Origin of the sequence: Pseudomonas sp. B21-036 (assembly GCF_024748925.1) — a bacterium.
GTDB lineage: Bacteria > Pseudomonadota > Gammaproteobacteria > Pseudomonadales > Pseudomonadaceae > Aquipseudomonas > Aquipseudomonas palmensis.
In genome coordinates this window covers 5,452,282-5,463,900 of sequence record NZ_CP087178.1, presented here as the reverse complement: position 1 = coordinate 5,463,900, position 11,619 = coordinate 5,452,282, and the positions used below count along the sequence as shown (strand labels likewise).

At 63.6% G+C, this 11,619-nt stretch carries 10 protein-coding genes; 8 read left to right on the top strand and 2 right to left on the bottom strand.

The genetic code is table 11. The features are described 5' to 3' along the window. Positions 1-13: 13 nt before the first annotated feature. The gene (gene ppk1, locus LOY33_RS24905; RefSeq protein ID WP_043863388.1) at positions 14-2,248 is read left to right on the top strand and encodes a polyphosphate kinase 1; all 2,235 of its coding nucleotides are present in this window, start codon (positions 14-16) and stop codon (positions 2,246-2,248) included. Here the strand turns inward: ppk1 and ppx are convergent. Beyond that, positions 2,235-3,737 (bottom strand): exopolyphosphatase, encoded by a 1,503-nt coding sequence (gene ppx / locus LOY33_RS24900; RefSeq protein WP_043863389.1) that lies wholly within the window; start codon positions 3,735-3,737, stop codon positions 2,235-2,237. The two genes, ppk1 and ppx, sit on opposite strands and share 14 nt — an antisense overlap. A 240-nt stretch (positions 3,738-3,977) precedes the next feature. Here ppx and trxA point away from each other — a divergent pair, with 240 nt between their 5' ends. The 7 genes from trxA (at position 3,978) to LOY33_RS24865 (ending at position 10,519) form a co-directional block, all read left to right on the top strand. Then, the gene (gene trxA / locus LOY33_RS24895) at positions 3,978-4,307 is read left to right on the top strand and encodes a thioredoxin TrxA (RefSeq protein WP_043863390.1); all 330 of its coding nucleotides are present in this window, start codon (positions 3,978-3,980) and stop codon (positions 4,305-4,307) included. A 230-nt stretch (positions 4,308-4,537) separates the two neighbouring features. Next, positions 4,538-5,797 carry a transcription termination factor Rho gene (gene rho, locus LOY33_RS24890; RefSeq protein ID WP_043863391.1) on the top strand — a complete coding sequence of 420 codons (1,260 nt, stop codon included), beginning with the start codon at positions 4,538-4,540 and terminating at the stop codon, positions 5,795-5,797. Positions 5,798-5,922: 125 nt separating this feature from the next. Continuing rightward, the gene (ubiD, locus tag LOY33_RS24885) at positions 5,923-7,389 is read left to right on the top strand and encodes a 4-hydroxy-3-polyprenylbenzoate decarboxylase (protein WP_054915496.1); all 1,467 of its coding nucleotides are present in this window, start codon (positions 5,923-5,925) and stop codon (positions 7,387-7,389) included. Next, entirely contained in the window at positions 7,389-8,357 is a 969-nt protein-coding gene (locus tag LOY33_RS24880; RefSeq protein WP_043863393.1) for a CDP-6-deoxy-delta-3,4-glucoseen reductase, read from the top strand. Before ubiD ends, LOY33_RS24880 begins: the two co-directional genes overlap by 1 nt. A gap of 276 nt (positions 8,358-8,633) precedes the next feature. Continuing rightward, positions 8,634-9,284 carry a gamma-glutamylcyclotransferase gene (locus tag LOY33_RS24875; RefSeq protein ID WP_043863394.1) on the top strand — a complete coding sequence of 217 codons (651 nt, stop codon included), beginning with the start codon at positions 8,634-8,636 and terminating at the stop codon, positions 9,282-9,284. Between the two features lie 51 nt (positions 9,285-9,335). Further along, a complete protein-coding gene (locus LOY33_RS24870) occupies positions 9,336-9,977 on the top strand; it encodes an energy transducer TonB (protein WP_081315193.1) in 642 nt (213 codons plus the stop codon). Between the two features lie 11 nt (positions 9,978-9,988). Further along, positions 9,989-10,519, top strand: coding sequence for a CbrC family protein (locus tag LOY33_RS24865; protein WP_054915498.1), 531 nt, complete (start codon positions 9,989-9,991; stop codon positions 10,517-10,519). A 61-nt stretch (positions 10,520-10,580) separates the two neighbouring features. Here LOY33_RS24865 and LOY33_RS24860 read toward each other — a convergent pair whose 3' ends face one another. Continuing rightward, complete coding sequence (locus LOY33_RS24860) at positions 10,581-11,558, bottom strand: NADPH:quinone oxidoreductase family protein (RefSeq protein ID WP_196932026.1); 978 nt, start codon at positions 11,556-11,558, stop codon at positions 10,581-10,583. Positions 11,559-11,619 lie beyond the last annotated feature (61 nt).

Here is an 11,619-nt window from a genome sequence, read left to right as displayed (position 1 = left end):
TCAGGAACGCTAGATGAATAACGAAGCACTTACCGAAGTCGAAGTGAAGGATGCCCAGCCGGTGCCCGAGCAACTGGTCGAAACCCCGCCGGACCTCGAGCCCGCGCCGGTGGTCGAAGCCGAGGCGCCCGTGGTGGCTCCGGCCCCGGCGGTGCCGGCGATTGCCGTGCCGGGCCTGGACGACAGCAGCCTGTACATCCATCGCGAATTGTCCCAGCTGCAGTTCAACATCCGCGTGCTGGAGCAGGCGCTGGACGAGTCCTACCCGCTGCTGGAGCGACTGAAGTTCCTGCTGATCTTTTCCAGCAACCTGGATGAGTTCTTCGAAATTCGTGTGGCGGGCCTGAAGAAGCAGATCACCTTCGCTCGCGAGCAGGCCGGCGCCGACGGCCTGCAGCCGCACCAGGCGCTGGCGCGCATCAGCGAGCTGGTGCACAGCGAAGTGGACCGCCAGTACGCGATCCTCAACGACGTGCTGCTGCCGGAGCTGGAAAAGCACCAGATTCGCTTCATCCGCCGGCGTCACTGGACCACCAAGCTCAAGACCTGGGTGCGCCGCTACTTCCGCGACGAGATCGCGCCGATCATTACCCCGATCGGCCTGGACCCGACCCACCCGTTCCCGCTGCTGGTGAACAAGAGCCTGAACTTCATCGTCGAGCTCGAAGGCATCGATGCGTTCGGCCGTGATTCGGGCCTGGCGATCATTCCGGCGCCGCGTCTGCTGCCGCGGGTGATCAAGGTGCCGGAAGACGTCGGTGGCCCCGGCGACAACTACGTGTTCCTGTCGTCGATGATCCATGCGCACGCCGACGACCTGTTCCAGGGCATGAAGGTCAAGGGCTGCTACCAGTTCCGTCTGACCCGCAACGCCGACCTGGCGCTGGACTCCGAGGACGTCGAAGACCTGGCCCGTGCCCTGCGTGGCGAGCTGTTCTCGCGTCGCTATGGCGATGCGGTGCGCCTGGAAGTGGCCGATACCTGTCCCAAGCACCTGTCCGATTACCTGCTCAAGCAGTTCAGCCTGAGCGAGCACGAGGTGTACCAGGTCAATGGCCCGGTCAACCTCACGCGCCTGTTCAGCATCACCAGCCTGGACAGTCACCCGGAGCTGCAGTACACCCCGTTCACCCCGGCAATTCCCAAGCTGTTGCAGAACAGCGAGAACATTTTCAGTGTCATCAGCAAGCAGGACATCCTGCTGATGCACCCCTTCGAGTCGTTCACCCCGGTGGTCGACCTGCTGCGTCAGGCGGCGAAAGACCCGCACGTGCTGGCCGTGCGCCAGACCCTGTACCGCAGCGGCGCCAACTCCGAGATCGTCGACGCGCTGGTGGATGCGGCGCGTAACGGCAAGGAGGTCACCGCAGTGATCGAACTGCGCGCGCGTTTCGACGAAGAGTCCAACCTGCAGATGGCCAGCCGCCTGCAAGCGGCGGGTGCGGTGGTGATCTATGGCGTGGTCGGGTTCAAGACCCACGCCAAGATGATGCTGATTCTGCGGCGCGAGGCCGGCGAGATCGTGCGTTATGCGCACCTGGGTACCGGCAACTACCACGCCGGCAACGCCCGCCTGTACACCGACTACAGCCTGCTGACCTCCGACGACGCCTTGTGCGAGGACGTCGGCAAGCTGTTCAGCCAGCTGATCGGCATGGGCAAGACCCTGCGCATGAAGAAGCTGCTGCACGCGCCGTTCACCCTCAAGAAGGGCATGCTCGACATGATCGCGCGCGAGACCCAGTTCGCCCTGGAAGGCAAGCCGGCGCACATCATCGCCAAGTTCAACTCGCTGACCGACCCCAAGATCATCAAGGCGTTGTACAAGGCCAGCCAGTCGGGCGTGCGCATCGACCTGGTGGTGCGTGGCATGTGCTGCCTGCGTCCGGGCATTCCGGGCGTTTCGCACAACATCCACGTGCGCTCGATCATCGGGCGTTTCCTGGAACACACCCGGGCGTTCTACTTCCTCAATGGCGGGGAAGAGCAGATGTTCCTTTCCAGTGCCGACTGGATGGAGCGCAACCTCGACAAGCGTGTCGAGACCTGCTTCCCGGTGGAGGGCAAGAAGCTGATCCTGCGGGTGAAGAAGGAGCTGGAGGGGTACCTGACCGACAACACCCACGCGTGGCTGCTGCAGTCGGACGGCCGCTATGTGCGCAGCACGCCGACCGGCAACCAGAACCCGCGCAGTGCCCAGGCCACTCTGCTCGAGCGCCTGAGCAACCCGGTGCTTATCGTACGCTGAGGGTAAAGCCGACCCGGGCCAGCCATTCGGCTTCCAGGCCGAAATCGGCCTGGGTCAGCTGGTTCTGTTCCAGCCAGCCGGCCGGGAACTCCACATCCAGGCTCTGGCCGGCGGCATGCAGCTTGACCGTCGGCATCTGCTGGGTGCCGCGGATGTGGTGGAACAGGATCGCGAAGCGCAGCAGCACGCACAGACGAATCAGCTTCACGCCGTCGTCGCCGAATTCGGCGAACTTGTCCTTGGGGATGTTGCGCCGGTGCCCGCGCACCAGCAGTGCCAGCATCTGCTGGTCTTCACGGGAGAAGCCGGCCAGGTCGGAGTGCTCGATCAGGTAGGCGCCGTGCTTGTGGTAATGATAGTGGGCGATGTCCAGGCCCACTTCGTGCACCTTGGCCGCCCAGCCCAGCAGTTCGCGCCAGATCCCGTCTTCAAGATCCCATGCCTTGGCCACCTGGTCGAAGGCATGCAGCGCCTTGCGCTCGACCCGTGCCGCCTGCCCCTGGTCGACGTGGTAGCGCTCCATCAGCGAGGTCAGGGTGCGTTCGCGCACGTCTTCGTGGTGGTGGCGGCCCAGCAGGTCGTACAGCACGCCTTCGCGCAGGGCACCTTCGCAGTGGTCCATGCGTTGCAGTTCCAGCGCGTCGAAGATCGCCTCCAGGATCGCCAGGCCCGCCGGGAAGATGGTGCGCCGGTCGGGCTTGACCCCTTCGAAATCGATCTTGTCGGTATCGCCCAGCTTGAACAGTTTGCGCTTGAGCCAGGCCAGACCTTCGGCGTTGACCTCGCCGTTGCCCATGCCGCCGGCCTTCAGGGCCAGGCCGATGGCGCGGATGGTGCCCGAGGAGCCGATGGCTTCATCCCAGGTCAGGCGGTGCAGGGCGTTCTCGATGCTCATCAGCTCCAGGCGCGCGGCGGTGTAGGCCTGGGCATAGCGCGCCGGGGTGATCTTGCCGTCGCGAAAGTAACGCTGGGTGAAGCTCACGCAGCCCATCTGCAGGCTTTCGCGCAGCAGGGGCTCGAAGCGCTGGCCGATGATGAATTCGGTACTGCCGCCGCCGATGTCGGCCACCAGGCGCTTGCCGGGGGTGTCGGCGAGGGTATGGGAGACGCCCAGGTAGATCAGGCGTGCTTCTTCACGGCCGGAAATCACCTCCACCGGGTGTCCGAGAATGGCTTCGGCGCGGCGGATGAATTCGCCGCGGTTGCGCGCTTCGCGCAAGGCGTTGGTGCCGACGATGCGCACCGCGCCGTCAGGCATGCCGTTGATCAGCTGGGCGAAGCGCTTGAGGCAGTCGAGCCCGCGTTGCATGGACTCTTCGCTGAGCTGGCGCTCTTCGTCGATGCCGGCGGCCAGCTGAACCTTTTCCCCCAACCGCTCCAGGATGCGAATGTCGTTGTGGTGGGCCTTGGCCACGACCATGTGAAAACTGTTGGAGCCCAGGTCGATGGCGGCTATCAGGGACAGATTCTTGGCTGGGTTTTGCGGCATGGTGATGGGTTCTCGGTCGATAACCCGGCAATCGTGCCACGATCCGCCGCCGACGCCAACGCGCAGTGTGGCAAGGCTTGACCTGACGCAGTTGCGAGTCTTTTTTATGACTTTTGTGTGACAGTCGATATGCAACGTCTCGCACAACTATAGTTACAGTCAATCGCGCGTGGCTTCCTGTCTACGGCGATGGCGGCTATGATGGGCCACGTTTTTTTGCTTACGACCTTGGAGACTTCCATGAGCAGCGATCTTATCAAACACGTCACCGACGCCACCTTCGAAGCCGACGTGCTCAAGGCTGAAGGTCCGGTGCTGGTCGACTACTGGGCTGAATGGTGCGGCCCATGCAAAATGATCGCTCCGGTTCTGGACGACATCGCCGCTACCTACGAGGGCAAACTGACCGTCGCCAAGCTGAACATCGACGAAAACCAGGAAACCCCGGCCAAGCACGGCGTGCGTGGCATCCCGACGCTGATGCTGTTCAAGAACGGCAATGTCGAGGCGACCAAGGTCGGCGCATTGTCCAAGTCTCAGCTGCAGGCGTTCCTCGACGCCAATATCTGAGTCGAAAAAAGCCCCGCATTCGTCGGGGCTTTTCTCTGTCTGGTGACTAGACGCCAGAAAATGCAAGTGATACATTCGGCCTCGCACTGTTTCTTTCAGTGCCCCCTGCACGCCGTCGCCGACGCACCTCAATTCGAATTAGTACGCGATCCTGTCGCCTTCTCTGCGGCGCGGCTTCATTAAGCCAGAAGCTTAATTCCCCCTTCTTACATGATTACGTCATTCCCCTTATGAATCTGACTGAACTCAAGCAAAAGCCGATTACCGATCTGCTCGAATTGGCCGAACAGATGGGCATAGAAAATATGGCCCGTTCGCGCAAGCAGGACGTGATTTTCTCCCTGTTGAAAAAGCACGCGAAAAGCGGCGAGGAAATCTCCGGTGACGGCGTGCTGGAGATTCTCCAGGACGGTTTCGGCTTCCTGCGTTCGGCTGACGCTTCGTACCTGGCCGGCCCGGACGACATCTATGTCTCGCCCAGCCAGATTCGTCGCTTCAACCTGCGTACCGGTGACACCATCGTCGGCAAGATCCGCCCGCCCAAAGAAGGCGAGCGCTACTTCGCGCTGCTCAAGGTCGACACCATCAACTACGACCGTCCGGAAAACGCGAAGAACAAGATCCTCTTCGAAAACCTGACGCCGTTGTTCCCGAACAAGCGCCTGAAGATGGAAGCCGGCAACGGTTCCACCGAAGACCTCACCGGTCGCGTCATCGACCTGTGCGCGCCGATCGGCAAGGGCCAGCGCGGCCTGATCGTCGCCCCGCCGAAAGCGGGCAAGACCATCATGCTGCAGAACATCGCGGCCAACATCACCCGCAACAACCCCGAGTGCCACCTGATCGTGCTACTGATCGACGAGCGCCCGGAAGAAGTGACCGAGATGCAGCGCACCGTGCGCGGCGAAGTGGTCGCCTCCACCTTCGACGAGCCGCCAACCCGTCACGTGCAAGTGGCCGAGATGGTCATCGAGAAGGCCAAGCGCCTGGTCGAGCACAAGAAGGACGTGGTCATCCTGCTCGACTCGATCACTCGTCTGGCCCGTGCCTACAACACCGTGATCCCGAGCTCCGGCAAGGTGCTGACCGGTGGTGTCGACGCCCACGCCCTGGAGAAGCCGAAGCGTTTCTTCGGTGCTGCACGTAACATCGAGGAAGGCGGTTCGCTGACCATCATCGCCACCGCGCTGGTCGAGACCGGCTCGAAGATGGACGAAGTGATCTACGAAGAGTTCAAGGGTACCGGCAACATGGAACTGCCCCTGGACCGTCGCATTGCCGAGAAGCGCGTGTTCCCGGCCATCAACATCAACCGTTCGGGTACCCGTCGCGAAGAGCTGCTGACCGCCGACGACGAGCTGCAGCGCATGTGGATCCTGCGCAAGTTGCTGCACCCGATGGACGAGATCGCTGCCATCGAGTTCCTGGTCGACAAGCTCAAGCAGACCAAGACCAACGACGAGTTCTTCCTGTCGATGAAGCGCAAGTAACACGGGCGGTACGCAAGAGCCGGGGAAACCCGGCTTTTTGCTATCTGTACATTGTCTATTCTGGCGGGCGGGGTTCGGCGCTACACTTTGCACCCCGACCGCTACGGCGAACACGAGGCTCCCGCATGCAGTATCGCGATTTGCGCGACTTTATCCGCGGCCTGGAACAGCGCGGCGAACTCAAGCGCATTCAGGTCCCCATCTCCCCGATCCTGGAAATGACCGAGGTCTGCGACCGCACCCTGCGTGCCAAGGGCCCGGCGTTGCTGTTCGAGAACCCTACCGGTTACGACATCCCGGTGCTGGGCAACCTGTTCGGCACCCCGGAGCGCGTGGCCATGGGCATGGGCGCCGAGTCGGTCAGCGAACTGCGCGAGATCGGCAAGCTGCTGGCCTTCCTCAAGGAGCCCGAGCCGCCCAAGGGGCTGAAGGACGCCTGGTCGAAGCTGCCGATCTTCAAGAAGGTCATCTCGATGGCGCCCAAGGTGGTCAAGGATGCGCCCTGCCACGACGTGGTGATCGAGGGGGACGACGTCGATCTTGGCGCGCTGCCGATCCAGCACTGCTGGCCGGGCGACGTGGCGCCGCTGATCACCTGGGGCCTGACCGTGACCCGAGGTCCGAACAAGGACCGCCAGAACCTGGGTATCTATCGCCAGCAGGTCATCGCCCGCAACAAGGTCATCATGCGCTGGTTGAGCCACCGTGGCGGCGCGCTGGACTACCGTGAGTGGTGCGAGAAGCACCCTGGCCAGCCGTTCCCGGTGGCCGTGGCACTGGGCGCCGACCCGGCGACCATCCTCGGCGCGGTGACCCCGGTGCCCGACAGCCTGTCCGAGTACGCCTTCGCCGGCCTGCTGCGCGGCAACCGTACCGAGCTGGTCAAGTGCCGCGGCAATGACCTGCAGGTGCCCGCCACCGCCGAGATCATCCTCGAAGGCGTGATCCACCCCGGCGAGATGGCGCCCGAAGGCCCGTATGGCGATCACACCGGCTACTACAACGAAGTCGACAGCTTCCCGGTGTTCACCGTGGAGCGCATCACCCACCGCACCAAGCCGATCTATCACAGCACCTACACAGGGCGTCCGCCTGACGAGCCGGCGATTCTGGGCGTGGCGCTGAACGAAGTGTTCGTGCCGATCCTGCAGAAGCAGTTCCCCGAGATCACCGACTTCTACCTGCCGCCTGAGGGCTGCTCGTACCGCATGGCGGTGGTCACCATGAAAAAACAGTACCCAGGGCACGCCAAGCGCGTGATGCTGGGGGTGTGGTCGTTCCTGCGCCAGTTCATGTACACCAAGTTCGTGATCGTCACCGACGACGACATCAACGCGCGGGACTGGAACGACGTGATCTGGGCCATCACCACGCGCATGGACCCCAAGCGCGATACCGTGATGATCGACAACACGCCGATCGACTACCTGGACTTCGCCTCGCCGGTTTCCGGCCTGGGCTCGAAGATGGGCCTGGATGCCACCCACAAGTGGCCGGGCGAAACCACCCGCGAGTGGGGGCGTGTCATCGTCAAGGACGAGGCCGTCACCCGACGCATCGATGAGCTGTGGACACAGTTGGGAATAGACTGATGCAGGTTACCTTGCAGCCCTCCGGGGCGGTGCTGGCACTGAACCCTGGTGAGCGCATACTGGATGGGGCCCGTCGTCTGGGCTATGACTGCCCGCAGAGCTGCCGCAATGGCAATTGCCATGTGTGCGCGGCACTGCTGGTGGAAGGCCGTGTGCGCCAGGATGGCGAGGTGAAGGACCATGGCGAGCTGTACACCTGCATCGCCGAGCCGCTGGAGGATTGCGTGTTGCTGTGGGATGGCGTGTTGGCCCTGGGCGAGCTGCCGGTGCGCAAGCTGGCCTGCCAGTTGAGCGAATGTGTCGAGGTGGGCGGCGACGTGTGGCGCGTGCGTCTGCGCGCGCCGGCCGGCAAGCCGCCGCGCTACCACGCCGGGCAGTACCTGATGATCGAGCGCGAAGCTGGCGACAAGGCCGCGTTCTCGCTGGCCTCGGCGCCACACAGCGGGCGTGACCTGGAGCTGCACGTGCTGGCCCGCGAGAGCAGTGCACTGGAACTGATCGCACAGTTGCAGCGCAACCGCATGGCGCGGGTGGAGCTGCCGTTTGGCGACACGCACCTGGCCGAACTGCCGGACGGGCCGCTGGTACTGATTGCTGCCGGTACCGGCATGGCGCAGATGCACAGCCTGATCGAACATTGCCGGGCCAGCGGCTTCAAGCACCCGGTGCACCTGTACTGGGGAGTGCGCCGCCCGGAAGACTTCTATCAGATCGAGCACTGGGACGAGTGGGCAACGCTGCCCAACCTGTTCCTGCACAAGGTAGTGAGCGACTTGTGCGGCTGGGAGGGGCGCTGCGGACTGCTGCACGAGGCCGTGTGCGAAGACATTGCCGACCTTGCGGGCGTGCACGTGTATGCCAGTGGCTCGCCCACCATGATCTACGCCACCCTCGATGCCCTGGTGGACGCTGGCATGGACGCACACCAGATGCGCGCCGATGTATTCGCTTATGCCCCGCGCGGCTAACTTAGGTAATAACGGCGCGTTGCAATAACGCGCCGATTCAAATAACCCGATTGTGCCTCGTTGGTTATAAGTGCTGGCCGCGTTAATTATTGCAAGCACCGCCAAAAACTATTACTACACTTGAAACAGCAGGCCTGAAAGCCCCGGTGCTGGGGGCTTTGTTTGCAGCGGGGGCTTGTATTCGAGCGGCCATCTGCCGTACGGTCGATGTATTGTTAGTGCAATGACTTTACAGTGGGCCACTTCAGTAGTTCACGAGGAATTCTGGCGGCGATCATGTCGGCAATTGAAACTGCACCCTCGAGTTTGGCGTACCCTCCGGTGCTCGACTTCGGTCAGCAACTGACCCACGAGCAACTTCGACAATCGGTTGATCACACCATGTCCCGCCATCAGGGCGGCCCGGTCTGGCTGTTTGCCTATGGCTCGCTGATCTGGCGACCGGAATGCAGCGCGGCCGAGCGCCGGCGGGCACGCGTGCATGGCTATCATCGCGGCCTGTACCTGTGGTCCCACGAGCACCGCGGCACTCCGGAGTGCCCGGGGCTGGTGTTCGGCCTGGACCGTGGTGGCTCGTGCAGCGGCTTTGCCTATCGGCTGCCCGAAGAGCGCCTGGAGGATTCATTGCTGGCGCTGTGGCAGCGCGAGATGCCGTACCCGGCGTACCGTCCGCACTGGCTCAACTGCCGCCTCGAGGACGGCAGCAAGGTGCAGGCACTGGGCTTCGTGCTGGAGCGGCACTTGCCGTGCTATGCCGGCAACCTGCCCGACACCTTGCTCAGCCATATCCTGGCCAGCGCCAAGGGCCGCTACGGCACCACCCGCGACTATGTCGAGCAGACCCTTTCGGCGCTGCGCACCCATGCCATGCCCGACCGCAACCTGGAGGCACGCTTCAAGCGTTGTCATTCGGCGGACAAGGCGTGAAGCCTGCGGTACCATCGCGCCCCTTATCAATGGACGTGTTGGGAATCAGGGATGAAACGCTGGCTTGGAATACTGTTGTGCTGGTGCTGCGCCGTGCAGGCCGAGCATGTGCCCACGTTCGCACAGCCCCCGGCCCCGGTGTATCCGAGGGCCATGAGGCTGGTGGGCCTGGAGGGCGCTGTGCGCATCGGCTACCAGGTCGATTCGCGCGATGGCTCGGTCAGCCATGTAACCGTCAAGCACAGTGATCATGCGTTGTTCAGTGCGTCTGCAGAAGCGGCCATCGCAAAGGTGCGGTTCGAACCCTGGACGGTGGCCGCGGGCGAGCCGGTGAAAACCGATGTGGTGCAGAGCCTGCTCTTTCGCATGGATGAGCAGTCCATGGCGATGACCCTGGATGCCCAGGCCGCGTTGCCGCAGCTGCAGTGCAAGCTGTTCAACTATTACCTGACCACCTACCGTCAGATCCGCTCGCATCAGCCGCTGTGGCAGATGGACAGCGTGGCCACGTCCATCGGCTTGCTGGCCAGGACGTCACCCGCATCGCCCACCCTGCTGCAGTTCAAGCAGGCGCAGCAGGCGTTCGAGGCAGCGCTGCCGTCTATCGAGCGGCGCTGCGCCGGGCAGCCCGACCTGATGTTCATCGACGCCTGGCCGCAGCAACTGCGTGACCTTGCGCTCAAGCAGCTGTGAGAAGGAATGCCATGACAACACCACTTCCGGTCTTTACCTATTACCCCGGCAAGGTTCATTACATCGTGGCCAGCAGCGAGGCTTGCGTGTGCTGCGGGCAGGCGCGTGGTTACCTGTATGACGGCACGCTGTACACCGCGCAGACACTCGAGGGCGATATCTGCCCGTGGTGCATCGCCGATGGTTCGGCGGCCAGGCGCTACGACGGCAGTTTCCATGATGTGTATGCGATGGGGGAGGCGGGCATAAAGCCTGAGGTGCTCGACGAGATCGCCTACCGCACGCCGGGCTATCCCACATGGCAGGACAGCCAGTGGATGCACCATTGCGGTGACGCCTGCGAGTTCCACGGGGACGCCAGCGCCGAGGACATCAGTGAGGCCACGCCGGCGACCCGGGAGCACTGGGCCGAGTACAACGGCATGACCGTGGAGGACTGGTCGTGGGCCGCGGTGGGGTATGCGCCGGGCGGGGATACCGGGTTCTACAAGTTCGTGTGCCGTGGGTGCAAGCAGGTGCTGCTGGCCTGGGACATGAGCTGACGTTCACGCCTCTATCGCGGGTCAAGTCCGCTCCCACAGGGCAGTGCGGGAGCGGGCTTGGCTATCGCACAGACACCACCAGCTTGCCCACCGCCTTGCGCCCCGCCAACTGCTCGATTGCAGCCCCGGCATCGGCCAGTGGGTAGGTCTGCGACACCAGTGGTTTCAGCTTGCCCTCGGCATGCCACGCAAACAGCTGCTTGAAGTTCGCGGCGTTATCCGCCGGCTGGCGCTGCGCGAACGCACCCCAGAACACCCCCAGCACCGCCGCGCCCTTGAGCAGCGTCAGGTTCACCGCCAACTGCGGGATCTGCCCGCTGGCGAACCCCACCACCAGCATCCGTCCGTTCCACGCCAGCCCGCGCACCGCCTGCTCGAACAGCTCGCCGCCCACCGGGTCGAAAACCACGTCCACGCCCTGGCCACCGGTCAGGCGCTTGATCTCGTCCTTGAGGCCGCTTTCGCTGTAGTTGATCAGCTCGTCGGCACCGGCAGCCTTGGCCACGGCCAGCTTGTCGGCGCTGCTGGCCGCTGCGATCACCCGCGCGCCCAGGGCCTTGCCGATCTCCACCGCCGCCAGCCCGACACCGCCCGACGCGCCCAGCACCAGCAGGGTTTCCCCGGCTTGCAACTGCCCGCGCTGGGTGAGCGCGTACATCGAGGTGCCGTAGGTCATGCCGAATGCGGCAGCCGTGGCGAAGTCCATGTGCGCCGGGATCGGCATCACGTTGTAGCCCGGCACCGCAATCTGCTCGGCAAAGCTGCCCCAGCCGGTCAGCGCCATCACCCGGTCGCCCACCTGCAACGGCCCGGCCTTTTCGCCCACCTCCAGCACTACCCCTGCTGCTTCGCCACCCGGCGAGAACGGCAGTGGCGGCTGGAACTGGTACTTGCCCTGGATGATCAGGGTGTCGGGGAAGTTGACCCCCGCCGCATGCACCTGCACCAGCACTTCATTGCGTTTGGGCACTGGGCTGGCGACCTCTTCGAGGACCAGGTCGCTGGCCGGACCATGGGCTTTGCACAACACGGCTTTCATCAGGGCTATTCCTTTGCGGGTGGTGGCCGATAAGTGTAGGTGGGCAGGGTGTCGGGTCAAC

Coding starts and splice junctions, on each gene's coding strand:
- trxA (WP_043863390.1), top strand. CDS start 3,978: ATGAGCAGCGATCTTATCAAACACGTCACCGACGCCACCTTCGAAGCC.
- ubiD (WP_054915496.1), top strand. CDS start 5,923: ATGCAGTATCGCGATTTGCGCGACTTTATCCGCGGCCTGGAACAGCGC.
- LOY33_RS24865 (WP_054915498.1), top strand. CDS start 9,989: ATGACAACACCACTTCCGGTCTTTACCTATTACCCCGGCAAGGTTCAT.
- LOY33_RS24860 (WP_196932026.1), bottom strand. CDS start 11,558: ATGAAAGCCGTGTTGTGCAAAGCCCATGGTCCGGCCAGCGACCTGGTC.
- LOY33_RS24880 (WP_043863393.1), top strand. CDS start 7,389: ATGCAGGTTACCTTGCAGCCCTCCGGGGCGGTGCTGGCACTGAACCCT.
- LOY33_RS24870 (WP_081315193.1), top strand. CDS start 9,336: ATGAAACGCTGGCTTGGAATACTGTTGTGCTGGTGCTGCGCCGTGCAG.
- ppk1 (WP_043863388.1), top strand. CDS start 14: ATGAATAACGAAGCACTTACCGAAGTCGAAGTGAAGGATGCCCAGCCG.
- ppx (WP_043863389.1), bottom strand. CDS start 3,737: ATGCCGCAAAACCCAGCCAAGAATCTGTCCCTGATAGCCGCCATCGAC.
- rho (WP_043863391.1), top strand. CDS start 4,538: ATGAATCTGACTGAACTCAAGCAAAAGCCGATTACCGATCTGCTCGAA.
- LOY33_RS24875 (WP_043863394.1), top strand. CDS start 8,634: ATGTCGGCAATTGAAACTGCACCCTCGAGTTTGGCGTACCCTCCGGTG.